We start from the raw sequence: 24743 nt of genomic DNA on the forward strand, positions 1-24743 counted from the left end.
GTATATACCCGTGTTTGGGTGGGCGTCAAATGGAAGATGGGTTTTGGGGGCTCGATGCTAGCCCCCCGTCATGCTCGCGAACGCGGGGATCCAGAATCTCGGATGTGTCGACGTTATCTGTACTACGCAAAAGCCTGGATCCCCGCATGCGCGAGGATGACGGTGGTTTTTGCAAAGACATCCGTCATTCCCGCGTAGGCGGGAATCTAGAATCTCGGATGTGTCGGCGTTATGTGTACGACGCAATACTCTGGATCCCCGCATGCGCGAGGATGACGGTGGTTTTTTGCAAAGACATCCGTCATTCCCGCGTAGGCGGCGGTCCGACGATTCGGAATCCAGAATCTCGGATCTGTCGACGTTATGTGTACGACGCAATAGCCTGGATCCCGAATCGTCGGACCGCCGCGTGCGCGAGGATGACGGTGTTTTTGTACAGACGGTCGTCATTTCCCGCGAAAGCGGCATTTCGACGATGCGCGACTCAGACTAGCGCCCTAAACCGCCAACACCACCAACACCAAACACTCCACCAACTCCACCATCGCCCCCGCCGTATCCCCTGTCGTGCCGCCCAACCGCGCCACCATCCGCCTCCGCAACCAGGCGAACAGCAGCAGTCCGCTCACCAACGCCAACAACCCGGCCCAGCCAAATATCAGCATGGCCAGCGCATGTGTGCCCAGCACCCAGGGCAAAGCCGAGCGCGGCAGGTGCTCCGCCAGCGCCTGCCCCAAGCCACCACTTCGCACATACGGCGTGGTCATAAACAGCAGCGGCAACAAACCGCGCGCCAGCCACGGGGCCAGTAGCAATGCGCTCCAATGGAAATGTTCCAGCAAGGCCACCAGCGCCGCGAATTTGAGCAGCAACACCACCACCAGCGTGACCACGGCAATCGGCCCGCTGCGCGGGTCTTTCATGATGGTCAGGGTGCGTTCACGGTCGCCGAAGCCGCCGAGCCAGGCGTCGGCGCTGTCGGCGAGGCCGTCCAGGTGCAAGGCGCCGCTCAGCGCCACCCAGGCGGCCAGCAGCAGCGCGGCGCGAAGCAGGGTCGGCGTGTCGGCCAATAGCGCGTTCAGGCCGAACAGCAGCAAGCCAATGAGCAGACCGACCACGGGGTACCACAGCAGCGAACGCCCCATCTCCTGCGGGCTCGGCATGCCCGGCAAGCGCACGGGCAAGCTGGTCAGAAATTGCACGGCAATCAGCAGCGGCAGCATCAGACCTCCGACAGCACGCAGGGCGATTGCACGATCAACTGGTGCAGCCCACCGTGCAGAACTTCTACTTGCAGCAATTGCTCGCGCGGCAGACCGCGTGCCTGGGCGAGCAGCAAGCGCATCACCCCACCGTGGCTGATTAACAGCACGCGCTTCCCGCCTTGTTCGGTCGCGATGCGCTCAATAGCAGCGAGCACCCGTGTGGCGAATTCAAGCACCGGCTCGCCGTCGGGCGGCGTAAAGGCGTAGGGGTCCGTCCAGAATTGGCCCAGTTCGGCCTCATGCTCGGCCATCAGCGCCAGCGCCGTTTGCCCTTCCCAGGCGCCAAAGTGCAGTTCGCGCACGTCCCGTTCCAGCTGCAGCGGCACGCCACGCTCAGCGGCAAGCTGGTGGGCGAAAGCTGCGCAACGTTGCAGCGGCGAGCTAATGATCAAATCCCACGGCCCCGCTTCAGCGACGGCGGCGCTCATCTGGTTCCAGCCTTCAGCCGTGAGGGCATCGTCGATGCTGCCGCGAAAGCCGCCGGCCAGATCGGTGGCGCCATGGCGCAGCAGGCTCAGGTGCAAGCTCATGCCGGGCGATCTGTCACGGCGGCTTCGGTAAACGTGGCCATGTCGCTGTGCAGGCAGCAGGCCATTTGCAGCAACGGCACCGCCAGCGCCGCGCCACTGCCCTCGCCCAGGCGCAAGCCCAGTTGCAGCAGCGGCTGGGCGTCCAAGGCTTCAAGCACGGCGTGATGGCCGGGTTCGGCGCCCTGATGAGCGAACAACAACCACTGTCGGCAATCGGCGTTCAAGCGCACGGCGATCAGCGCCGCGACGGTGCAAATAAACCCGTCCACCAATACCGTTACGCCCTCTTGCGCGCAGGCGACATACGCACCCACCAGCGCGGCAATCTCGAAACCGCCCAGGTGTTGCAGCACGGCGAGCGGGTCGTTGAGGTGGGCGCGGTGCAGGGTTAAGGCGGTTTCGATCACGTTCACTTTATGGGCGACTCCGGCTGGGTCCAGGCCCGTGCCAGGGCCAACCATCAACCGCACCGGGCAGTCGAGCAGCGCACTGGCCATGGCGCTGGCAGCGGTGGTGTTGCCAATGCCCATTTCGCCGCCGATGTACAGTTGCGCGCCGCCGGCCTTGGCTCGGCGAACACTGTCGCGCCCGGCTTCGAGGGCGATGTACAGCTGAGTGGGCGTCATCGCCGGACCTTGGGCGAAGTTGAACGTGCCGGCGCCCAGGTTCAGGTGGCGCACGTTAGGGATCGCTTCCAGCGGCGTGGCGGTACCCAGGTCGATCACTTCCAGCGCAGCGTCCAGATAACGCGCCAACACGCTAATGGCCGCGCCGCCGCCGGTAAAGTTGCGCAGCATCTGGCCGGTCACAGCTTGCGGGTACGCCGACACTCCTTCGGCGACCACGCCGTGGTCGCCGGCAAAAACGGCAATCCATAGGCTATCGATCACCGGCCGCTCGCAGCCTTGCATGGCCGCCAGGTCAATCGCCGTCTGCTCCAGCACCGCCAGCGAACCGGCCGGTTTCGTCAGCACTTGCTGGCGTGCCGTGGCTTTGCTTTTGGCCACAGTATCCAATGGCTGACACGGTGCAGCCCACCACGACAAGCTCATAACGGCACTCCTTTAAGAATCATGGGTAGGCCCGCGACGGTGAAAATCACCCGCTGGCAGCGTTCAGCGAGGGCCTGATGCAGCCAGCCCGCTTCGTCGACGTAGCGGCGTGTCAGCTCGCCCATCGGCACCACGCCCAGGCCGGTTTCGTTGCTCACCAGCAGCAGGCGCCCCGGCAGCGCCGGTAGGCATTCGAGCAAGGCGTCGCGTTCGGCGGCCAGGCGCTGGAGATCGTCGAGCATCAGCAGATTGGTGAGCCACAGGGTCAGGCAATCGACCAGCAAGCAGTGGTTCGGCGCGGCATGGGTTTGCAGCACGTGCGCCAGGCGCAACGGCTCTTCCACCAAGCCCCACGCGGCCGGGCGGCGCTCGCGGTGTTGGCGGATGCGTGCGCTCATTTCGCCGTCGCCGGCTTGCGAGGTGGCGATATAGGTGACCGGCCAGGTGCTTTCGCTGGCCAGGCGCTCGGCGAGGCGGCTTTTGCCGGAGCGGGCGCCGCCGAGGATGAGTTCATGCATGGGCCGCTTCCTCCGTTGGGTTGAGCGCAGCGAAGCCCAACGAACATTCAGACCGCACACAACCTCCTCAACGCATCGGTATCCAAATGCTGTTCAACCATGTCCGCCAGGCGCTCAAGATCACGTTCACGCAGGGCGTGGTAGTCGACTGTTTGTACGTCTTGCAGTCCAGCCCAGCACAGCAATGCGCTGCACGCCGCCGGACTTTCGAACAGGCCGTGCAGGTAGGTGCCAAGAATCTGCCCGTCTTCGCTGCGGGCGCCGTCGCAACGGCCATCGTCGAGCTGCACGGCGAAGTGTTCCAGGGCCGGCCCGGTGCTGATGCCGGCGTGAATTTCATAGCCGCTGATGGCCGCGCCGTCGAGGCATAGATGGCCGCTCACGTTGCGCAGTTGTTTGTGCTCGTCCAACACCGTGTCGAAGTCGAGCAGCCCCAGTCCGGCGCTCGAGCCGGCGGCGCCTTCAATGCCGGCCGGGTCGTGTACCTGGTGGCCGAGCATCTGGAAGCCGCCGCAAATGCCCAGCACTTTGCCGCCGTAGCGCAGGTGTTTGTGCAACGCGCTTTGCCAGCCGTTGGCGCGCAAGGCCGCGAGGTCGCCACGGGTGCTTTTCGAGCCGGGCAGAATAATCAGGTCGGCCGGCGGAATCGGCTGGCCCGGGGCGATGAATTGCAGGTCAACCTGCGGGTGCAGGCGCAGGGGGTCGAAGTCGGTGTGGTTGCTGATGCGCGGCAGCACCGGCACCACCACTTTCAGCACCTGCTCGGCTTTGGCGATTTGCCGGGTGTCGATGGCGTCTTCGGCTTCCAGGTGCAGGTCGGTGAGGTACGGCAGCACGCCCAGCACCGGTTTGCCGGTGCGTTGTTCCAGCCAGTCGAGGCCCGGTTGCAGCAGGCTGAGGGCGCCGCGAAAGCGGTTGATGACGAAACCTTTTACCCGCGCTTGCTCGCTTTCAGACAGTAACTCCAGGGTGCCGACCAAATGGGCAAACACGCCGCCGCGATCGATGTCGGCGATCAGAATCACCGGGCAATCCACCGCCTCGGCAAAGCCCATGTTGGCGATGTCACCGGCACGCAGGTTGATTTCAGCAGGCGACCCCGCGCCCTCGACCATCACCACCGAATAGGCGCTGCTCAGGCGTTGGTGCGATTGCAAAACGGCCTGCATGGCGACCTTTTTGTAGTCGTGGTACTGCGCCGCTTCCATGCTGGTGACGGCGCGGCCGTGAATGATGACTTGCGCGCCGGTGTCGCTGTTGGGTTTGAGCAGCACCGGGTTCATGTCGGTGTGTGCCGGCAAACCACAGGCTTGCGCTTGCACCGCCTGGGCGCGGCCGATTTCGCCGCCGTCCACGGTCACGGCGCTGTTGAGCGCCATGTTCTGAGGTTTGAACGGGGCCACGTTCACGCCTTGGCGATACAGCCAGCGGCACAGCGCCGCCACCAGCGTGCTTTTGCCGGCGTCCGATGTGGTGCCCTGCACCATTAAGGTCGCGGCTTGCACCATCAAGGTGGTGCCCGTTGCGTTAGTCATGGGTGCGCCACGCGTGGAAAACCTCGGTCAGTTTTAGCCAGTCAGCCTCTTCAGCCGGCAGGCCGATGCGCAGGCTGCTGTCAGCGGGAAACAGCCGCAGCAGCACGCCGCGTCGGGCGAAAAAATCATGAACCGCAGCGGCTTGTTCGCCTTGCCACCATTGGAACAGCCCACAGCCGCCGCTGGGTTGCAGACCGTTCGCCGCCATCAGTTCGGCAAGCCGCTGACTGGCGTGCAACGCGCGCTCACGTTGGCGCTTCTGACTGGCGAGGTCAGCGAAACACTGGCGAGCGACGGCGCGAGTTGGTCCGTTGATGGTCCAGGGGCCGAGGCGATCGGCCAGGGCTTGTAGCAGCGCTGGCGCGGCCAGCACGCAGCCCAGTCGAGCGCCGGCCAGGCCGAAAAATTTGCCAAATGAGCGCAGCACGATCAGCCCGTCACGCGGACAGTCGGCCGCCAGGCTGTGCTGCGGGGTGATGTCGATAAAGGCTTCGTCCACCACCAGCCAGCCGCCCCGCTCCGCCAGGCGCGCGTGCCAGCTCAATAGCTGTTCGCGGCTGCACAGGCGGCCGGTGGGGTTATTGGGGTTGACCACTACGAGCACGTCCAGCCCGTCGAGCTGTGCTGCAACAGCGGCGTCGCTCAGCTCATGCACGTCGTGCCCCGCTTCGCGCCAGGCGTGGGCATGTTCGGCGTAGCACGGGGACAGCACGCCCACACGGCTGCGCTCGCGCAAACGCGGCAGTAGCTTAATGGCCGCTTGGGAACCGGCCACCGGCAGCAGCTGTTCAACGCCGTAATAAGCGCAGGCAGCGGCGGTTAAACCGTCGTCATCTTCGGGCAGTCGCGCCCAGGCGCTGACGGGAATTTCGGCCAAAGAAAACGGCCACGGCGCGATGCCGGTGGACAGGTCCAGCCACTGCTCCACGGCAATGCCGTACTCACGCGCCGCCTGTTGCAGCCGGCCGCCATGAAGCAGGCCGGCGCTGATGGGCTTAGGCAAACAGGCGCCCTCCGAGCAGCAACACCAGCAGCCACAACAGCACGCCACGGCGCACCAGACGCACCGCGCGCTCAATGGTGTCGGCATCCGGCGGCGGCCCTTCGCCCAAGGGCGGGCGTTCGCGCAAGGCGCCGTGGTACATGGCCGGACGCCCCAGCGCTACGCCCAGCGCACCAGCGCCCGCCGCCATCACCGGGCCGGCGTTCGGGCTGTACCAGGTGAAGCCCTGCCGCCACCAGCAGCGCAAAGCGAGACGCGTGTTGCCGAGCAACGCATAAGTGAGGGCCACCAGGCGTGCTGGGATCAGATTGAGCACATCGTCGATGCGCGCCGCCGCCCAGCCAAAGCGTTCGAAACGCGGGTTGCGGTAGCCCCACATGGCGTCCAGCGTGTTGCTCAGGCGGTACAAAACCACCCCCGGCGCGCCCAGCAGCGCGAACCAGAACAAGGCGGCGAACACCGCATCGCTGCCGTTTTCCAGCACCGATTCGGTGGCGGCCAAGGCCACGCCGTGCTCGTCGAGGGCGCTGGTGTCGCGGCTGACGATATAACCCACACGCTCGCGGGCTTTGGCCAAATCACCGTCGCGCAGCGCCTGCACAATCGGTTGCACATGTTCGGTGAGGCTTTGCATGCCCAGCGCCAGGTACAGCGCGGCAATGTCCACCAGCCAGCCGATGTAGGGCAGCAGGCTCAGCAACCAGGCGGCGACGGTCAGCGGCAGTACGGCCAGCACCCAGGCGGTGACGCCATGGCTGCGCCAGCCGCGCCCGACCTCTTCGGCGTTGTCGCTGAAGGCGCGGTTGAAGCGCTGTTCGAGGGCATTGGCCAGGCGCCCAAAGCCCACCAGCGGATGCCAGCGTTTGGGTTCGCCGAAACACGCGTCCAGCGCCACCCCGGCGACGCTGAGCAAGGCGATGCTCATTGCGCCTCCGGCCAGGTGTCGGTGAATAGCAGTTCGCTGAGCGGTCGCGGCGTCGCCCAGCCTTCCTGTTGCAGCATCGGCGCTTCGTAGAATTCGGGCACCGGGCCCACGCACAACACTGCAACGGGCTTGGCACCGGCGGGCAAGCGCAGCAGCTCGGCCAACGCGTGTGGCTCGAACATCGACACCCAACCCACGCCCAGGCCCTCGGCGCGAGCGGCCAGCCAGAAGTTTTGAATGGCGCACGACACCGAGGCCAGGTCCATTTCCGGCAAGGTGCGGCGGCCAAATACATGGGCTTCACGGCCATCGCCGAGGGCGATCACCAGCAGCTCGGCGCAGTCGCGAATGCCCTCGACCTTCAGCCGCATAAATTCATCGGCGCGCTGTTCCAGTGCCTCGGCGGTGCGCACCCGCTCTTCTTCCACCAGCGCATGAATGGCATGGCGCAACGCTGTTTGCGTAATGCGGATAAACCGCCACGGCTGCATCAAGCCGACGCTCGGCGCGTGGTGCGCCGCTTCAAGCAAGCGCGCCAGCACCTCGGGCGCCACCTCGCCGCCGCTGAAGTGGCGCATGTCGCGGCGCTCAGCAATGGCGCGGTAAACAGCCGCGCGCTCGGCGGCGCTGTAGGCGTGGTCGGTCATGCGAGCTGCTCGTCGCTCTGTTGAATGTGGGCGACGGCGGGCGCTGCGCCAGGCAGAAACAGTGCCGCTGCGGCCGCCGGGTTGGACGGCATATACAAGTGAATGTACGAAGCCGTCAGCCGGCCGATGCGGTACACCGCCTCGCTGGTGCGTTTGTAAGTCGGGCACACGCCACGGGCCAGCGGCTCCAGGGCGCAGTGCAGTTCGGAGTAGTGATAGGTGTGGCCGCGCACGCGGCCTTCGGGCAATTCGATTTCCTGCAACGCCAGGGCTTTGAGCTTTTTATGCATGAGCGCATTGCCCGGCAGCAGGCCCAGCAGTTCGCCGCTGGCGCCGTCTTTGTCGGTTAGCGCGTCGAGCAGGTACAACATGCCGCCGCATTCGGCGTGCAGCGGTTTGCCGGCCGCGTGATGGGCGTGAATGGCGGCGCGCATGGCCTGGTTGGCTTGCAGCGGTTGCAGGTGCAATTCCGGATAACCGCCGGGCAAATACAGGCTGTCGACCTCGGGCAATTCGCTGTCGCGCAACGGCGAAAATTCGATCAGCTCGGCGCCCAGCTCGCGCAGCAGGTCGAGGTTGGCCTGATACAGAAAGGCGAACGAGGTGTCGCGCGCCACGCCAATGCGCACGCCATCGAGCAACGGCGGAACGTGCCGAACCGCTGGCGGCGGTGCGAAGCGCACCGGTGCCGGCAGCATGGTGTCGGCGCTGGCCGCCAGGGCGTCGGCTGCTGCGTCCAGGCGGGCATCCAGGTCTTCCAGCTCTTCGGCTTGCACCAGGCCCAGGTGCCGGCTCGGCAGTTCGATGGCGGCGCTGCGCGGCAAGGCGCCGTACCACTTGATGGCCGGCGGCAGGCAGTCGCGCAGGATTTCGCCATGGCGGGCGCTGCCGGTGCGGTTGGCGAGCACGCCGGAGAACGGCAGGTCGGCCTGGTACGTGGCCATGCCGTGCGCCATGGCGCCGAAGGTTTGCGCCATGCCGGAACCGTCAATCAGGGCCAGCACTGGCACGCCGAAGTGACGGGCCAAATCGGCGGCCGATGGCGTGCCGTCGAACAGGCCCATGACGCCCTCAATCAGAATCAGATCAGCCTCGGCGGCGGCTTCCCAGAGCAGGCGGCGGCTTTCCGCTTCGCCGACCATCCACAAATCCAACTGGTACACCGGCGCACCGCTGGCGCGGGCAAGAATCATGGGGTCGAGAAAGTCAGGCCCGCATTTGAACACCCGCACCCGTTTGCCTTGGCGTGTGTGCAAGCGCGCCAGGGCGGCGGTGACCGTGGTTTTGCCCTGGCCGGACGCCGGTGCGGCGATCAACAGCGCGGGGCATGCATGGCTCTGCATCAGAACTCCACCCCGGCCTGGGCTTTGACGCCGGATTTGAACGCGTGCTTGACCATGGCCATTTCGGTCACGGTGTCGGCGGCTTCAATGAGCGCAGGCGGCGCGCCACGGCCAGTGGCGACCACGTGCTGAAATTCCGGACGGCCGCCGATGTCGGCAAGCACGGTGTCGAGGTCGAGGTAGTTGTGTTTGAGGGCGATGTTCAGCTCGTCGAGCACCACCAGGCCGATGGCCGGGTCGTTGAGCATGTCTTTGGCCACGGCCCAGGCGGCGACTGCTTTGTCGATGTCGCGCTGGCGGTCCTGGGTGTCCCAGGTGTAGCCCTCGCCCATCACGTGGTAGCTAACTTCTTCGGGGAAGCGGCGGAAGAAGCGTTCTTCACCCGTGCTGGCCGCGCCTTTGATGAACTGCACCACGCCCACTTTCATGCCATGGCCCAAGGCCCGCGCGACCATGCCAAACGCCGAGCTGCTTTTGCCTTTGCCATTGCCGGTGTGCACCAGCAGCAGGCCGTATTCGTTCTGGGCCTGGGCGATTTTCTCGTCGATAAGGGCTTTTTTACGGGCCATGCGCGCCTTGTGGCGGGCGTCGCGTTCTGCGGATTCGCTCATTGCGGTCTCAGCTCTTCAACATCAATTGTCCACGCCGGGAAAACCCGCGCGAGGCGGCGGTTTTCCAACGGCTTGGTTGAGGCTAGCGGAGAACGGCAGACGCAGGGATTGCAGGCAATCACCCGACGCCAGACAAAGCCCTCCGCAATGCCGTGGTACTGCGACAGGCCGGTCTCCGGGCTAATGAGCGCGGCCACTGATGGCCAACAGAACAGCGCGCCTTCCCGTGTTCAACACAGTGGCTAGTGCGGTGTTCAGCTCAATTACCGTTGCGGGGGCAGCGTCGGCTTGTGCCGTTTCTTTTGTACGCGCAACACGTACAAAACAAGCGGGACCGACTTCCCTGTTTCACCGCCAAATGGCGGCACCTGAAGCGAGGGTGGCAGGTTAGAGGGTTGCAGGTTGAGCGTCAATTCGGCGGGCGTCGCCAACTCGGCGCACTTCTGTATAGGGGAAACCCCTACAAAGCCTGTAGGGGGTGCCCCGATTTTTCGCTTAGCCGCGGCTGCCTATAGTTCACCCAACTTGAACCTGGTCGGGAATTTGCCGTGTTGGCCTATTGCGCGCTTTACCTTGGAGTTGTCATCAGCCTGGTTGGCCTGGGCGTGTCCATGCCGTGGTTGGCCGGTGCCGGTCTGGCGGTTACCGCCTTGGCTGGCGTGTTTGTACGGCCGAGCAAGGCGCCCGTGGCCGAGCCGGTTTACGTTGAAGAAACCGCGCCAACCCTGGACAACCAACCGCTGCTCAGCGCCCTGCTGCCGACCTGGAACGACAACCTTGGCCAGGTGCGCCAATTGCTGGGCAGCAATGTCAGCGCGCTGTTCGAGCGCTTCGCCAGTTTGGTCGACCGCCTGCAACAAACCCTCAACCGTTCCGAAAGCGTGCTCGGCAACAACGGCATCGGCGACAGCCTGCGCACCGCCAATGCGCGCCTCGACGAAGTAACCAGCGCTTTCCACGCCGCCAGCGACAACCGCAAGCAATTGCTCGCCACCGTCGGCCACCTGAACAGCTATGCCAGCGAATTGCAGAGCATGTCCAAGCATGTGCAAGACATCGCCAGCCAAACCAACCTGCTCGCCCTCAACGCCGCCATCGAGGCCGCCCGTGCCGGTGAATACGGCCGGGGTTTCTCGGTGGTCGCCGATGAGGTGCGCAAACTCTCCAGCCTGTCGGCCGAAACCGGGCAGCGCATGGTCGAGAAAGTGGGCGAGATCAACAAAGCCATCCAGTCCACCGTCGGCGCTGCGGATCAGCTGTCGGCCAGCGAAGAAAGCAACCTGCATTACCTCGATCAGGTGGCGGGCGAAATCATGCAAGGCCTGTCGGCCAACCTTGACGCGCTGACCCACAGCTCACTGGAGCTGCAACAGGACACCCGCGTCACCCAGGGCGACATTCAGGAAATCGTCGTCAGCCTGCAGTTTCAGGACCGCTCCGACCAGATGCTCGACCACCTGCAAAGCGACATCCAGCGCCTGCAAAGCGCCCTGCAAAGCCAGGACCCGATCATCAGCGACCCGCAGCGCTGGCTGCGTGAACTGCGCAGCCAATTCACCACCGATGAAGAACGCGGCGGCCGCCGTGCAGCCGGCAAAAGCCGCGCTGCGCAAGACGACATCACCTTTTTCTAACGCCTTTTCCTTGCCCTGACGGAGCCCTGCCCCATGGCCAAAACCATTCTGATCGTCGATGACTCATCGTCCATGCGCCAACTGGTGAAGATGACCCTCACCGGTGCCGGCCACCAAGTGATTGAAGCCGTCGACGGTCGCGACGCGCTGGCCAAGCTGACCGGGCAAAAGGTCAACCTGATCATCAGCGACGTCAACATGCCCAACCTCGACGGCATCGGCCTGGTCAAGGCGCTTAAAGCGCGGCCGGAATACAAGTTCACCCCCATCGTCATGCTGACCACCGAAAGCGAGCAAAACAAAAAGGCCGAAGGCCAAGCCGCCGGTGCGCGCGCCTGGATCGTCAAACCCTTCCAGCCGGCGCAGTTGTTGTCGGCCGTCGACAAGTTGGCCAGCTGAGATGTTCCAGCTCAGCCACCCTGCCCCGGGCCAGTTGGCCATCGCCGGCAGCCTGACGATTTATGAAGTCAGCCAGGCGCACACCGAATTGGCCGCCGTGCTCGCCAGCGACACGCACCTGCCCGCCTGGCGCCTGGACCTGAGCGAGGTGGAAGAGCTCGACACCGCCGGCGTGCAACTGCTGCTGGCCTTGCACAAGTCGCTGCAACAGCTGGGCATCGTGCTGGAAACCTGCAACCCGGCCGCCGCCGTACACGAGCTGCTTGCCCTGTTGCGCCTCTCCCATTTGCTGCCGTTGTCGGCAGCCCAGGCCTGAGGGCCACCCCATGCTGAACGGCGAACAGTGGACACAACTGCTGCTGGGCTTTATCGAAGAAGCCAGCGAGCTGACCAAGCAGGCTGAGGAATACTTGCTGCAACTGGACCAATCGCCTACCGACGAAGAGGCGTTGAGCGGCCTGTTCCGCGCCATGCACACCATCAAGGGCTCGGCGGGTTTGTTCTCGCTGACGCCGCTGGTGAGCTTTACCCATCACCTGGAAAACCTGCTGATGGCCGTGCGCGACGGCGCCGGCACGCTGACCCCGGCGCTGATTTCCGTGCTGCTGCGCTGCCTGGATGAAATCGCCTCCATGGTGGCGCTGATCGACGCGCAAACGGGCGAACTTCCGGTGGATGAAGAGCATCAGGCGCAACTGCTTGCGACCCTGGCTGAACATGCTCAGGCCGTACCCGGCGCCATGCCGGTGATAGCTGCCCACGAACCTGAAAACAGCGCGCCGGTTGTGGCCTCGCTGGGTAAATCGGCGGCTTGGCACATTTCCCTGCGCTTTCACGCCGACCTGCTGCGCAACGGTTTCGACCCGGCCTCGTTTGTGCGTTACCTGGCGCGTCTGGGCGACATCAATCACTTGGCGTTGATCGACGACACCCTGCCGGCCCTCGCCGATCTGGACCCGGAAAGCTGCTACCTGGGTTTGGAAATTGACCTGCAAAGCGAGGCCAGCAAAACCGAGATTGAAGAGGTGTTCGAGTTCATCCGTGACTTCTGCACCTTGCACATTTTGCCGCCCGACAGCGTGTTGGACGACTACCTCAAGCTCATTCAGCAACTGCCCGAAAGCGACGCGCGCATTGGCCAGATTCTGGTGACCGCCGGCTTGCTGACCGAACACGAACTGCAAACCAGCCTGCACCTGCAAGCCAGCGCCACCGATGAAAAACCCGCGCTCGGCGAAGTGCTGGTGAGCCAGGGCATGGTGGCGCCGAAAGCCGTAGACGCGGCATTGGCCAAACAAAAAGCCTCCCGCGACAAGCGCGTTAATGACAGCCCAATTCGCGTGGCCGCGCACAAGCTCGACGAGCTAATTAACCTGGTCGGCGAGCTGGTCATCAGTGCGGCCGGCGCCCAGTTGCACGCGCAAAAACATGGCAATGCGCTGTGCATCGAAAGCGCGCAAACGGTGAATCAGCACGTAGAGCAAATCCGCGAAGTGGCGCTGAAAATGCGCATGATCGAAATCGGCGACACCTTCAACCGCTTTCACCGCGTGGTGCGCGACGTCAGCCAGCAACTGGGCAAAGACATCCGCCTGGACATTCGCGGCGCCGACACTGAGCTGGATAAATCGGTGATCGACCAACTGGCCGACCCGCTCACCCACCTGGTGCGCAATGCCATCGACCACGGCATCGAAAACGCCGAACAACGCGCGGCGGCCGGCAAATCGGCGCAGGGCTTGCTGCGCCTGAATGCCTACCACGAGTCGGGCATGATCGTGATTGAAGTGAGCGACGACGGCCACGGCCTGAACACCGCACGCATCCGCGAAAAAGCCATCGCCCGGGGCTTGATCGACGCCCAGGCCAACCTTTCGGAACACGACATTCAACGGCTGATTTTCGCCGCCGGCTTCTCAACCGCCGATGCGGTGTCCGACCTCTCCGGCCGTGGCGTCGGCATGGACGTTGTGCGCAGCGCCATCGACGCATTGCGCGGCAGCATCGACATCGATTCCGTGCTCGGCCAAGGCACCACTTTCCGCATACGCCTGCCGCTGACACTGGCAATCATCGATGGCTTTTTGGTCAGCCTGGGCGACGAGCATTTGGTGGTGCCGCTGGATCTGGTCACCGAGTGCATCGAGCTGGACGCCACCCAATTGGCGCGCTGCACCTATGGCTACATCGAACTGCGCGGCAAACCGCTGCCGTGCATCGACCTGGCCGCGCACTTTGGCTTGCCCGCCAGCCACACCAGCCGCCGCAATATCGTGGTGGTCAATTTCGGCCGCCAGCAGGCCGGGCTGATCGTCGACCACCTGCACGGCGAGCTGCAAACCGTTATCAAGCCGCTTGGCCTGCTGTTCCAGCACCTGCAAGGCATCAGCGGCTCCACCATTCTCGGCTCCGGGCAAATCGCCCTGATCCTGGATATCGCCAGTCTGTTCAACACCCTGCAACACAGCGTCGAGGCCGACTCGCGCGCTAACCAACCGCGACCGGACCTCACCGGCTCCTAGGAGACCTTTTATGCACGCTATCCGTAACTTGAAGATCGGCATTCGGCTGATCGCCGGCTTTACCCTGGTGGTGATTCTCACCGCTTTGGTCGGCGCACTGGGCATCATCAATCTGGGCAAGGTCAACGACCTGTCAGACCAGATGTACCAGCGCGAAATGATCGGCCTGAGCTATATGCAAACCGCCAACCTCAACCTCGCCTACGTGGGCCGTCACCTGCGCAGCAGCTTGTTGAGCATCAATGCCGAAGAGCGCGAGCGCACCATGGCGCAAGTGCACGAGGCGCTTAAAGCCATGCACGAAAACCTCGACAAGGCGCGCCCCAGCTTTAGCAGCCCTGAGTCGCTGGCGCAGTTGGCCACCCTGACCAAAGAGCTGAATACCTACGAGCAAACCGCGCTGCGTATTCTCGACATCAACAAAGCCAGCGGCCGCTTCGCCGAGGCCAGCGATGTGATCGCCCTGCTGCCCGAGCTGCGCGCCCAGAGCAACGCCGCCGACGAAACGATTGCCGCACTCGTTGAGCAGAAAAAACACCGCGCCGGGGAAGCTAACGACACCATCACCACGATTTACGAAGGCTCTCGTACGCAAATGATCGTGCTGATTCTGATCGCCGCCGCCCTGGGCTTCGCCATCGGCATTTTGGTCACCCGCAGCATCACCCGCCCGCTGAACCGTGCGGTCGACGTGGCCAACAGCCTGGCCGAGGGCGACTTGAGCGTAAGCATCACCTCGGACAGCAAAGACGAAACCGGCAAGTTGCTAGCCTCCATGCAGCACATGACCGAACGCCTGCGCTCGGTGATGGGCGATGTGCGCAGCGCCGCCGATTCGTTGTCCTCGGCCTCCGAGGAAGTCAGCGCCACCTCCATGTCGCTGAGCCAGGCCGCCACCGAACAAGCCGCCAGCGTGGAAGAAACCACTGCGTCGGTTGAACAGATGTCGGCCTCGATTGCACAGAACACCGAAAGCGCACAGATCACCGATGGCATCGCCGGCAAAGCCGCCAGCGACGCCGTACAAGGTGGCCAGGCCGTGCGTGAAATGGTGCAGGCGATGAAACAGATCGCAGCGAAGATCGGCATCATCGATGACATCGCCTACCAGACCAATCTGCTGGCCCTGAACGCCGCCATCGAGGCTGCCCGTGCTGGCGACCATGGCAAAGGCTTCGCCGTCGTCGCTGCCGAGGTGCGCAAACTGGCGGAGCGCAGCCAGGTGGCCGCGCAGGAAATCGGCGGCGTGGCGAGCAACAGCGTCAGCCTCGCCGAACAGGCCGGCAAATTGCTCGACGAAATTGTGCCGAACATTCAGAAAACCTCGGACCTGGTGCAAGAGATCACCGCCGCGTCGCAGGAGCAATCCAGCGGCGCCGGGCAGATCAATATCGCCATGGGCCAGATGAACCAGATCACCCAGCAAAACGCCTCGGCCTCGGAAGAATTGGCTGCCACGGCCGAAGAAATGAACGCCCAGGCCAGCCAATTGCAGGAATTGATCGGCTACTTCCGTCTCGACAACTTCGCCGCTGCCGCCAGCCATAAACCGAGCCAACCGCGCGGGCCGAGCAACGTGCGCGAGCTGCGTCGCCAAGAGCCGCGCAAGCCCGGCCAAGGACTGGTGGATGAAGGCCAGTTCGTGAATTTCAACTAAGCCCCGGGACGCCACGCCATGCCTCACTTACAAGCCAGTGTTGCCGCCACGCCCGATAGCGTGCAGCACCTGTCGTTCCGGGTTCGTGACGCGCGCTATGCGCTGCCGATCGAGCTGGTGCGCGAGATTATCGAATACGGGCAGATCACCACGGTGCCGATGATGCCGAGCTTTATTCACGGCGTGATCAACCTGCGCGGCAACGTGGTGCCGGTGCTCGACCTGGCGGCGCGCTTTGGCATGCCACTGAGCGTGGCCAACAAGCGCACCTGCATTGTCATCATCGAACTGCACTTGGACGACCAAGAGCAGCGCATCGGTTTGGTGGTAGACGCCGTGGACGCCGTGCTGGATATCGACGGCACCACCGTTGAACCGCCGCCGCCCTTTGGCGCCGGCATCAACACCGACTTTATTGCCGGAATGGCCCGCGACGAGCGTGGTTTCACCATTGTGCTGGACGTGCGACGGGTGTTGTCGCTCGATGACATCCGCCAGTTGAGCCTCGGTCGCCAGGCCAGTTGATGCCGACCTCAAACCTGCCAAAACTGAGTGACAGCGATTTCCGCAGCCTGCAGCAAATGATGCTGCAGGCCTCCGGCATTCGCATGGCCGAGCAAAAGCGCACGCTGATGGCCGGCCGTTTGATGTGCCGGCTGCGGGCGCGCGAGGTGCCCAACTACGGCGCCTACATGCAGCTGATCAACGACCCGAACGAACAAGAAGAACGGCGTTTGGTGATTGACCTGCTGACCACCAACGAAACCTATTTTTTCCGCGAGCCACAGCACTTCGAGGTGCTGGGCGAATGGCTGGGCAAACAGCGCCGGCCAATTCACATGTGGAGTGCCGCCAGCTCGTCGGGGCAGGAAGCTTTCACCATGGCCATGGTTGCCGCCGAGCATTCGGGCAGCCGCGATTGGTCGATTTTCGCCAGCGATCTCAGCCGCCGCGTACTCGACACGGCACGCCGTGGCACGTACCCGCTGGAGCAGGCCGATAACTTTCCGGCCGGCTGGCTCAAGCGCTATTGCCTGCGCGGCGTTGAAGACAGCGAGGGGCTGTTTCGCATGAACCAGGAATTGCGCCACCGGGTGAACTTCGCCGAGGTCAACCTGATGCGCCCGATTCCCGCCGGTGTCGGCCCGTTCGACGTGATTTTCCTGCGCAACGTGTTGATCTACTTCGCCCAGGACGAAAAGCGCGCCATCACGCAACGCTTGGTCGAGCGCCTGCACCCTGGCGGCTTGCTGTTTATCGGCCACGCCGAAAGCCTACACGGTTTCGACTTGCCGCTGCGAACCCTGCGCCCTTCGGTGTTTGAACGCCTTTAAGAAACGGAACCAGCCGATGCCCCATAACGCGCGGATCAAAGTATTTATCGTCGACGACTCGGCATTGGTGCGCCAAGTGCTCACCGCCTGCCTGCACAGTCACCCGACCATCGACGTAATCGGCCAGGCTGCCGACCCGCTGTTTGCACTGGAAAAAATGCAGAAACAGTGGCCCGACGTTCTGGTGCTGGACGTTGAAATGCCGCGCATGGACGGCATTACGTTCCTGCGCAAAATCATGGCAGAGCGACCGACGCCATCAATCATCTGCTCAACACTCACCGAAGCCGGCGCCGCCATCACCCTCGACGCCCTGGCGGCAGGCGCTGTAGGCGTGTTCACCAAAGCCAAGCTCGGGCTTAAAGACAGCTTGCAGCAGATATCCGGCGATCTGATCCGTCAGATTGAAATGGCCGCTCGTAGCAGTCCACGCGCCATGCCAAAGGCAACACCAGCGGCGTCTGTCGCAAAAACACTGAGCGCTGCTGCCCAGCCGGAGCCGCATGCAGAAAAGCCTTCGCTGACCACCACCGATCGTGTGGTAGCACTTGGCACATCCACAGGCGGCACCCAGGCCCTGGAAGAAGTGCTGCGCCAGTTGCCGGCCGGCTGCCCCGGTATCGTCATCGTTCAGCACATGCCGGAAAAATTCACCGCCGCCTTTGCCCAGCGCCTCGACAGCCTCTGCGCCATCGACGTGCGCGAAGCCAAACACATGGACCGCGTGCGCCCCGGCCTGGCCCTCGTGGCGCCGGGTGGCAAACACATGCAGCTCAAACGCAGCGGCGCGCAGTACTTTGTGGAAGTGATCGACGGCCCGCCGGTGAACCGCCACAAGCCGTCGGTGGACGTGTTGTTTCGCTCGGTAGCCAAACATGCTGGCCACAACGCCCTGGGCATCATCATGACCGGCATGGGCGACGACGGCGCCCGTGGCCTGCTGACCATGCGTGAAGCCGGCGCGCGCACCGTGGCGCAGGACGAAGCCAGCTGCGTGGTATTCGGCATGCCCAAAGAAGCCCTGCGCCTGGATGCGGCGCAAAGCACCGAATCACTCGGCAATTTGCCTAAGGTCATCATCCAGTACGCACGAACCAACTAGGGCACACGGCCCCCTTGTTCTTGCAGTAAGTCCCTACACCATCGAAGGAAGTTGCCTTACTTTTATAGCGACTAGACCTACTTAGAATTTCCTCACCTTGAACGTTGGTGGAGACATTCCCGTGCTGGCTTATTACGCGCTTTACCTTGGACTTGTCATCAATTGCACCGGATTGGTCGTGTCCCAGCCCAGGTTAATTGCGGCTGGAATGTTGATTAACCTGATCGGCGCCTGGTTTTGCCGCCCGCGGTCAATTGTCGCGGACAGTCAACCGCGGCTCGACGCCTGCGCCAACGAATTGCAGGGCCGCGCCGCTAGCTCGATGCAGCTTCAGGATCGCTCAGAGCAGATGATCGATTACTTGCAACTCGATATGCAGCGTATGCAGGACGCCGTATACAGCCAGGATCCGGCCACCGGCGCCCAGCGCTGACTCAGTAAGCTGTAATGGCGGTTCATGCCCTTCGTCGTGCTCTCTACCGATAACGGGAGGGCTACGAATCGCTGGGCAATGTGTCCTCGGTGATCACCCGGTACGCCCGCCCCTAACAAACCAGCCGACGAACGCTTCGGCGCCCAACGTAGAGCGCCTGCAGGCACTTTGCCGTGCACAATGATGGCCACTTGCCCATCAAATTGGCCGAACCTTCGCTACACTCCTTACTCATTGCTTATAAGCGCGGCCGTGTCGAGCCTCGCCTTGCGCCCGTGCGGCGCAGTTTGAGACAGGAGTCCAAGCAATGCGTAATCGCCGTTTCAACTCCCTTTATCTCTGGCAACACGGTTGCCACCACCGCCGCTGCCGCAGCGTGCCGCTATGACGTGTCGTCTGTTGCTGGCCGACGATCACGCGCTGATCCGCGTTGGCGTGCGGGCCATGATCGAAACCCTGCCAGGCTACGAGGTGGTCGGCGAAGCGCAGGACGGACGACAAACCGTCGACATGGCCCGTGCGTTGCACCCGGACATCATCTTGCTCGACGTCTCGATGCAGGGCGTCAGCGGCCTGGAAGCCCTGCGAGAGCTAGCCACCGCCGCACCCGACTCGCGCGTGCTAATGCTGTCGATGCACGCCGACGCCGAGGTGGTGGTGTCGGCCCTGGAGAAAGGCGCACGCGGTTACCTGCTAAAAGACGCCGCGATTGATGAACTGCACGAGGCGCTGAATGCCGTTGGGCGGGGTCAGCGCTACCTGAGTTCATCCATTGCCGAACCCGTTCTGGAACGCGCCTTGGCACGCTCGCAACGCCCGCTACCGGTCGCGCAAAGCCTGACTGAGCGGCAGATCGAAATTCTGCGCTTGATTAGCCGGGGCGTGAGCACGCGCCTGATTGCCGAAGGGTTGGGGTTGAGCGTGAAGACCGTGGAGGCGCACCGGGCGCAGATTATGAAGCGGCTGCATATTCATGATGTCGCGGGGTTGGTGCTGTATGCCGTGCGCGAAGGGATTGTTGATCCGGATGATTGAAGCAGTGTTCCCATTGTGGGAGCGGCTTTAGCCGCGAGGCAATCTGGGCAATGCCAAAAATCAGTCACGCATAAGGCGCGAAATAAAAACGTTAAGCGCGTGCGGTTGTGAATGAACACTCAAAATTGAGCCAGACGTGAAACTCTGGATCCCGAATCGTCGGACCGCCGCTTTCGCGAGGATGACGGAGGATTCTTCAAACACGTCTGTCATCCTCGCGCAGGCGGCGGTCCGACGATTCGGGATCCAGTAGTTCAAGCCGTACACGGTAGATCGGCGTAGGTATTCATTAGTCGCTACAGGAGGCGTTGGCCAAAGAAAGACCAACCCGCCTTCCGGCTTAATGCCTGGGCGTAAACCCTGACGGCTTGGTCGCCAGCCAGCTGACAAACGCCTGCAAGCGCTCATCGCTGAGCAGCGCATCGCGGCTGTTGTAGGTCAGCGCCAGTTCCTTCTCGCTAAACAATCGATGAATCTGGTTATGGCACGCGCGGCACACCCACAGCGTGGCGGTGATACGTTCGCTCTTGGCGAATTGCTTTTGCACGTAGGGCTTGTTGTGCAGCGCTTTGGGAATCAGGTGATGCCGGGTGAGCGGCACGGGGCGTTGGCACAGTTCGCACTGGTCGGGCTGGGGCGGAAGGCGGATCGGTTCGGGCATCGCGGGGCTGATCAGCGCTTGCGGCAGAGCGTCAGACCGTCGCCGATGGGCAGAAGCGAGAGGTCGACACGCGCGTCGGTTTTCAGCCGGCGGTTCAAGGCTTGAATGGCGCGGGTGTCCGGGCTGTCGGGCGATTGTTCGAGCACGCGGCCGCTCCACAGGGTGTTGTCGAACAGAATGACGCCACCGGTGCGCACCAGGGCCAGGGCGTGTTCCAGATAAACCGGGTAGTTGGCTTTGTCGGCGTCGATAAAGATCAGGTCGTAACTCTCGCCGCGCCCTTCCCGCTCCAATTGGCCCAGGGTTTCCAGCGCGGGCGCCAGACGCAGTTCGATGCGGTCTTGCAATTCCGCTTGGAACCAGTAGCGACGGGCGATGTGGTTGTAGTCGCCGGGCAGGTCACAGCACAGCAAATGGCCGTCTTCAGGCAAGGCGCTGGCCATACAAAGGGCGCTGTAACCGGTGAAGGTGCCAATTTCTAGCAACCGCTTGGCGCCAGTGAGCTTCACCAGCAGCGCAAGAAACTGCCCCTGCTCCGGCGCCACTTGCCAGCGCGCCATGGGCAGCGCCTGCGTTTCTTCTCGCAGGCGTTTAAGCAGTGGCGTTTCACGCAGGGACACATCGAGCAGGTAGTTGTAGAGCGCGTCATCGAGGGCGAGTGTTCGAGCGGTCATGCGGTGCGTCCTTGGCAGGGGTCACTGAAGAACAGAGCGGCGCCGATGGCTCAGGGGGTGCGCGCCAGGCGGGCTGGGCTCAGAACGCGCTTGGCGTCGACGTAGCTTTTCAGCCAGTAGGCGGTGGACAGGCTGTCCAGGCGCACGGTTCCGCCGCTGGACGGCGCGTGGACGAAGCGCCCTTCGCCGACGTAGATACCCGCATGGCTGACTTTGCCGCCGCCGGCTGTGGCGAAAAACACCAGATCGCCGGCCTGCAAGGCTTCACGCTTTACGCTGGGGGCGCCCATGCTGACCATTTCGCGAGTGGAACGCGGCAGCGAGATGCCCGCAGCGTCGCGGTACACATAGCCGATCAGGCCGCTGCAATCGAAGCCGCTGTCCGGCGTGTTGCCGCCGTAACGATACGGCGTGCCGACCAGGCCCAGGGCGCGAAACAGCACATCGTCGGCCGCATCGCTTTGCGTGGCGCTGGGTGGGGCGAAAACGATGGGTTTGGAAGGAGGCGGTGAGCTGGCGCAGGCAGAAAGCAGCGCAGCAATTAGAACAAGCAGGACACGGGCCGGAGCAGGCATAAGCGGGACGGCTCAGAGATGGTTCGGCGTACTCTGCCTTTGAGAAGGCCGTGGCGCAAGGGCTGGCTGCATTTTGACGGCGACGCTGGCTGCTACGCAAACGTGCAAACCCGCCAAAACGCAAAACCCCCGATTAACGGGGGTTTTGTTGGCCGACCACTGATTAGGGGTGCAGCGGGTTGCGACTCACCTGAGCGGTGTTCACCGAGGCCAGCGCCAGCGCGCGTTTGGCTTCGATAAAGGTGCGGCTCCAGTATTTGTCGTCAAGGCTGTCGACGCGTACGCCGCCGCTCTTGCTGCTGCTGGAATGAATGAACTGGTCATCACCCAGGTAGATACCGGCGTGGCTGACACGACCACGACCGTGAGTGCTGAAGAACAGCAGGTCGCCTGGTTGCAGATCGCTGCGGGCAACCAGCGGCGCGTCGAGGTTGATCATTTCGCGGGTGGAACGCGGCAGGCTCATGCCAGCCTCTTCTTTGAACAGGTAGCCGATGAAGCCACTGCAATCGAAACCGGTGTTGGCCGAAGTGCCGCCGAAGCGATAACGGGTGCCTACCAGCGACAGGCCGTGGGCCAGGATGCTGTCGGCGAAAGAAGGAAGTTGATAAGGCTGGTCCTGAGCAAAGTCGGGTAACGGGTCGAGGCCGTCGTCGGATTCGTCATCAGCAATGGATTGCTGGCTGATGGTTTGCTGAGGAACTTCAGTTACTTGCGGGGCTGGCTGCATGCCGGCACAGGCCACGAGGAACACTGAAAGTGCGAGGGGCACGAGGGGTGCAGAGCGTTTGAGCATGGGCACGACCGTGGACTAAAAATTTATGAAGGCGCGAATATGCCTTCCATAACGGTTATATGCAAATTTAATTGGCCAGAGTGTGACTCAGTAGTATCGGCAGCACATCTAACGCTTTCCCGCGAATATGAACGTCCACATACGGGCTCAAAGCCCCGTCCTGCGGGTTTATCTCCACCGTAAAGCCCCCCGCCTGGCGCGTGCGCAGCACCGGTTCGGCGATGTACGGAAAGCTGGCCGTCGTGCCCACCGCCACAACTAGGTCAAAACCCTCGCGAAGCTCGTGGTAGAGCGTTTCGATGGCTTTTTCCGGCAGCATCTCCTCGAATAAAACGACCGGCGGTCGGAGAATGCCCGAACATTGTTCGCACCTTGGCGGCAACGGCCTGTCCAAGTGCGCCGCCAATTCCTCGCTCACCGCCCCGCAAGACTGGCAGTACAGCGGTGCCAGTTCGCCATGAATCTCGATCAAGCGCTTTGGATCACAGCCGGCCTGGCGGTGATAGCCGTCGATGTTCTGCGTCAGCACCCAGCAACCCGGAAGACGCCGCTGCATTTCGGCGATGGCGTAGTGACCGGCGTTGGGTTTGGCATTTAGGCAGGCGCGACCGAGTTCGGCGAGGTACTTCCAGCACAGCGCTGGATCGCGTTGCAGCATGGAACCGGATAACGCGGCCTCGATGGGAATGCCTTCTGCCGTTTCGCCGTTGTACAAGCCGCCTAGGCCGCGGTAGGTGGGCAAGCCGGAATCGGCCGACAACCCGGCGCCGGTGATGAACAAGACGCGCTGAGCGCGCTGCAACGCTTCGATTACCCGTGCATCCATCCCGCCGCCATCCCAATCCTGTTCTGCGTAGGAGCCAGCTTGCTGGCGAACCCTGCTCGCCTTGATGCCGGCGTTTGCAGGGTTCGCGAGCAAGCTCGCTCCTACACAGCGTGGTTAGTGATTCACCGTGTGCGCCAGCATCCACGACAGCTGCGCCATCGACCGCCCGCTCTGCTCATGCCAGGTATTGAACGCGGCCTGCACGGTGGCGAGGTCTTTGAGGCTGGTGGGCACCTTGTCGATGATGTCCTGCGCACGCAGCGCGGCGACCATGTCGTTGGTGGGAATAAACGTGTCTTTGCCTGCCATGCGCAGAAAACGTGGCGCTGACAGCCCGCCCATTTGGCTGCCGTGCTTGGCCAGGTATTTCCACAACCCAACGATATCGGTCACCGGCCACTCGGCAATCAGCGCACCGAAGCTGCCGCGTTCAACGGCGACGTCGAGAATGAACTGCGCGTTACGCGGCACGCTTTTCAGCTTGCCCAGGTGACGGATGATGCGGGCGTCTTGCATCAGCCGTTCGAGGTGGTCGGCGCCCATGAGCACGACCTTCTCCGGGTCGAAACCGAAGAACACTTGCTCGAACGCCGGCCATTTGGCGTCGACCAGGCTGTGCTTGAGCCCCGCGCGAAAAACCCTTAGCGCAATCAAGGACAAATAACGGTCATCACTGATTTTGCGCAGTTGCGCTGGGGTTTTGACGCTCGGCAGTTGAGCCTCGAGTTTGGCCTGCGAACCGAAGCGATTCAGGCAGTACTCGTTGAGCCATTTGTAGTCGCGCATCCGGCTTCCTATATATAGAGGCGAAGTCTGGTGAAGCCCGGCGCTTTTACAGGTTCATCACATTAAGAAAGCGCGATGGGGCGCTCTCGTCGATACGCAGGTTCTCGAAGTCGAACAGTTTGCGGTCGGCTAGCTGCGACGGCATTACGTTCTGCAAGGCGCGGAACATGATCTCGGTGCGGCCCGGCGTCTTGCGCTCCCACTCGAGTAACATTTCCTTGACGACCTTGCGCTGCAGGTTTTCCTGCGAGCCGCACAGGTTGCACGGAATGATCGGGAAGCCTTGCAGCTCGGAGTACGCCTCGATGTCTTTCTCGCTGCAATACGCCAGCGGGCGAATCACCACGTTGCGGCCGTCGTCAGCGCGCAGCTTGGGCGGCATGGCTTTGAGCGTGCCGCCGTAGAACATATTAAGGAAGAAGGTTTCCAGAATGTCGTCGCGGTGGTGACCGAGCGCCATCTTGGTGGCGCCGATCTCGTCGGCGAAGGTGTACAACGTGCCGCGACGCAGACGTGAACACAGTGAACAGGTGGTTTTGCCTCCCGGCACTTTCTCCATCACCACCGAGTACGTGTCTTTCTCGACGATGTGGTACGGCACGCCGATGCTTTCCAGGTACTGCGGCAACACATGCTCGGGAAAGCCGGGCTGCTTCTGGTCCATGTTCACGGCGACGATTTCAAACTTGATCGGCGCAACCTTCTGCAGGTGCAGCAGCACATCAAGCATGGTGTAGCTGTCTTTCCCGCCTGACAGACAGACCATCACCTTGTCGCCGTCTTCGATCATGTTGAAGTCGGTGACCGCCTCGCCGGCTTGGCGACGAAGGCGTTTCTGCAGTTTGCTTTGATTTACCGAAAGGGTGCCCATGGTGCGAAG

27 protein-coding genes and 1 riboswitch are annotated in these 24743 nt (G+C 62.9%); of the genes, 10 read left to right on the top strand and 17 right to left on the bottom strand.

What is annotated here, in order from left to right:
* Positions 1-497: 497 nt before the first annotated feature.
* From AC0IW7_RS13520 to cobO, 10 genes are read right to left on the bottom strand one after another with little or no spacing between them, the layout of a single operon-like run.
* Positions 498-1223, bottom strand: coding sequence for an adenosylcobinamide-GDP ribazoletransferase (locus tag AC0IW7_RS13520; protein ID WP_471818631.1), 726 nt, complete (start codon positions 1221-1223; stop codon positions 498-500).
* Positions 1223-1795, bottom strand: a complete 573-nt coding sequence (gene cobC, locus AC0IW7_RS13525; protein WP_471818632.1) for an alpha-ribazole phosphatase family protein — start codon at positions 1793-1795, stop codon at positions 1223-1225. The genes AC0IW7_RS13520 and cobC overlap by 1 nt, the downstream gene beginning before the upstream one ends.
* Positions 1792-2847 carry a nicotinate-nucleotide--dimethylbenzimidazole phosphoribosyltransferase gene (gene cobT / locus AC0IW7_RS13530; protein ID WP_471818633.1) on the bottom strand — a complete coding sequence of 352 codons (1056 nt, stop codon included), beginning with the start codon at positions 2845-2847 and terminating at the stop codon, positions 1792-1794. The genes cobC and cobT overlap by 4 nt, the downstream gene beginning before the upstream one ends.
* The gene (gene cobU / locus AC0IW7_RS13535) at positions 2844-3365 is read right to left on the bottom strand and encodes a bifunctional adenosylcobinamide kinase/adenosylcobinamide-phosphate guanylyltransferase (protein WP_471818635.1); all 522 of its coding nucleotides are present in this window, start codon (positions 3363-3365) and stop codon (positions 2844-2846) included. Before cobU ends, cobT begins: the two co-directional genes overlap by 4 nt.
* A gap of 47 nt (positions 3366-3412) precedes the next feature.
* The gene (locus tag AC0IW7_RS13540) at positions 3413-4873 is read right to left on the bottom strand and encodes a cobyric acid synthase (RefSeq protein ID WP_471818708.1); all 1461 of its coding nucleotides are present in this window, start codon (positions 4871-4873) and stop codon (positions 3413-3415) included.
* 19 nt (positions 4874-4892) lie between these two features.
* A complete protein-coding gene (gene cobD, locus AC0IW7_RS13545) occupies positions 4893-5903 on the bottom strand; it encodes a threonine-phosphate decarboxylase CobD (protein WP_471818637.1) in 1011 nt (336 codons plus the stop codon).
* Positions 5896-6828, bottom strand: a complete 933-nt coding sequence (gene cbiB / locus AC0IW7_RS13550) for an adenosylcobinamide-phosphate synthase CbiB (RefSeq protein ID WP_471818639.1) — start codon at positions 6826-6828, stop codon at positions 5896-5898. Before cbiB ends, cobD begins: the two co-directional genes overlap by 8 nt.
* The gene (gene bluB, locus AC0IW7_RS13555) at positions 6825-7475 is read right to left on the bottom strand and encodes a 5,6-dimethylbenzimidazole synthase (protein WP_471818641.1); all 651 of its coding nucleotides are present in this window, start codon (positions 7473-7475) and stop codon (positions 6825-6827) included. The genes cbiB and bluB overlap by 4 nt, the downstream gene beginning before the upstream one ends.
* Positions 7472-8818, bottom strand: coding sequence for a cobyrinate a,c-diamide synthase (locus tag AC0IW7_RS13560; protein ID WP_471818643.1), 1347 nt, complete (start codon positions 8816-8818; stop codon positions 7472-7474). Before AC0IW7_RS13560 ends, bluB begins: the two co-directional genes overlap by 4 nt.
* The gene (cobO, locus tag AC0IW7_RS13565) at positions 8818-9429 is read right to left on the bottom strand and encodes a cob(I)yrinic acid a,c-diamide adenosyltransferase (protein WP_122450863.1); all 612 of its coding nucleotides are present in this window, start codon (positions 9427-9429) and stop codon (positions 8818-8820) included. Before cobO ends, AC0IW7_RS13560 begins: the two co-directional genes overlap by 1 nt.
* 149 nt (positions 9430-9578) lie before the next feature.
* Positions 9579-9816, bottom strand: a riboswitch (cobalamin riboswitch).
* Between the two features lie 224 nt (positions 9817-10040).
* Here cobO and AC0IW7_RS13570 point away from each other — a divergent pair.
* From AC0IW7_RS13570 to AC0IW7_RS13615, 10 genes are all read left to right on the top strand, one after another.
* Complete coding sequence (locus AC0IW7_RS13570) at positions 10041-11063, top strand: methyl-accepting chemotaxis protein (RefSeq protein WP_471818710.1); 1023 nt, start codon at positions 10041-10043, stop codon at positions 11061-11063.
* A gap of 33 nt (positions 11064-11096) precedes the next feature.
* Positions 11097-11462, top strand: coding sequence for a response regulator (locus AC0IW7_RS13575; protein WP_122495991.1), 366 nt, complete (start codon positions 11097-11099; stop codon positions 11460-11462).
* Between the two features lies 1 nt (position 11463).
* Complete coding sequence (locus AC0IW7_RS13580) at positions 11464-11778, top strand: STAS domain-containing protein (RefSeq protein WP_463382760.1); 315 nt, start codon at positions 11464-11466, stop codon at positions 11776-11778.
* A gap of 10 nt (positions 11779-11788) precedes the next feature.
* Positions 11789-13984 (top strand): chemotaxis protein CheA, encoded by a 2196-nt coding sequence (locus tag AC0IW7_RS13585; RefSeq protein WP_471818645.1) that lies wholly within the window; start codon positions 11789-11791, stop codon positions 13982-13984.
* 10 nt (positions 13985-13994) lie between these two features.
* Positions 13995-15641: a methyl-accepting chemotaxis protein gene (locus AC0IW7_RS13590; protein WP_471818647.1), complete on the top strand. Its 1647-nt coding sequence runs from the start codon at positions 13995-13997 to the stop codon at positions 15639-15641.
* A gap of 18 nt (positions 15642-15659) precedes the next feature.
* Positions 15660-16166 (top strand): chemotaxis protein CheW, encoded by a 507-nt coding sequence (locus AC0IW7_RS13595; RefSeq protein ID WP_471818649.1) that lies wholly within the window; start codon positions 15660-15662, stop codon positions 16164-16166.
* Positions 16166-16975, top strand: coding sequence for a CheR family methyltransferase (locus AC0IW7_RS13600; RefSeq protein ID WP_471818651.1), 810 nt, complete (start codon positions 16166-16168; stop codon positions 16973-16975). The genes AC0IW7_RS13595 and AC0IW7_RS13600 overlap by 1 nt, the downstream gene beginning before the upstream one ends.
* Before the next feature lie 16 nt (positions 16976-16991).
* Positions 16992-18077 carry a protein-glutamate methylesterase/protein-glutamine glutaminase gene (locus tag AC0IW7_RS13605; protein ID WP_471818653.1) on the top strand — a complete coding sequence of 362 codons (1086 nt, stop codon included), beginning with the start codon at positions 16992-16994 and terminating at the stop codon, positions 18075-18077.
* 121 nt (positions 18078-18198) lie between these two features.
* Positions 18199-18510: a hypothetical protein gene (locus tag AC0IW7_RS13610; protein ID WP_471818655.1), complete on the top strand. Its 312-nt coding sequence runs from the start codon at positions 18199-18201 to the stop codon at positions 18508-18510.
* Between the two features lie 384 nt (positions 18511-18894).
* Positions 18895-19545, top strand: a complete 651-nt coding sequence (locus tag AC0IW7_RS13615) for a response regulator (RefSeq protein WP_471818657.1) — start codon at positions 18895-18897, stop codon at positions 19543-19545.
* Positions 19546-19885: 340 nt separating this feature from the next.
* On the opposite strand, the gene AC0IW7_RS13620 is transcribed toward AC0IW7_RS13615, so the two are convergent.
* From AC0IW7_RS13620 to ttcA, 7 genes are all read right to left on the bottom strand, one after another.
* Positions 19886-20206, bottom strand: coding sequence for a hypothetical protein (locus AC0IW7_RS13620; protein ID WP_471818659.1), 321 nt, complete (start codon positions 20204-20206; stop codon positions 19886-19888).
* Between the two features lie 11 nt (positions 20207-20217).
* The gene (locus tag AC0IW7_RS13625) at positions 20218-20880 is read right to left on the bottom strand and encodes an O-methyltransferase (RefSeq protein WP_471818661.1); all 663 of its coding nucleotides are present in this window, start codon (positions 20878-20880) and stop codon (positions 20218-20220) included.
* Between the two features lie 50 nt (positions 20881-20930).
* Positions 20931-21455 (bottom strand): C40 family peptidase, encoded by a 525-nt coding sequence (locus tag AC0IW7_RS13630; RefSeq protein ID WP_463549715.1) that lies wholly within the window; start codon positions 21453-21455, stop codon positions 20931-20933.
* A 163-nt stretch (positions 21456-21618) separates the two neighbouring features.
* A complete protein-coding gene (locus tag AC0IW7_RS13635; RefSeq protein WP_471818664.1) occupies positions 21619-22251 on the bottom strand; it encodes a C40 family peptidase in 633 nt (210 codons plus the stop codon).
* Between the two features lie 67 nt (positions 22252-22318).
* Entirely contained in the window at positions 22319-23077 is a 759-nt protein-coding gene (locus AC0IW7_RS13640; protein ID WP_471818712.1) for an NAD-dependent deacylase, read from the bottom strand.
* Positions 23078-23191: 114 nt separating this feature from the next.
* On the bottom strand, positions 23192-23863 hold the full coding sequence (locus AC0IW7_RS13645) for a DNA-3-methyladenine glycosylase I (protein WP_471818666.1): 672 nt from the start codon (positions 23861-23863) through the stop codon (positions 23192-23194).
* Between the two features lie 46 nt (positions 23864-23909).
* The gene (ttcA, locus tag AC0IW7_RS13650) at positions 23910-24734 is read right to left on the bottom strand and encodes a tRNA 2-thiocytidine(32) synthetase TtcA (protein WP_471818668.1); all 825 of its coding nucleotides are present in this window, start codon (positions 24732-24734) and stop codon (positions 23910-23912) included.
* Between the last annotated feature and the right edge of the window lie 9 nt (positions 24735-24743).

The organism is Pseudomonas sp. AC229 (assembly GCF_979254655.1).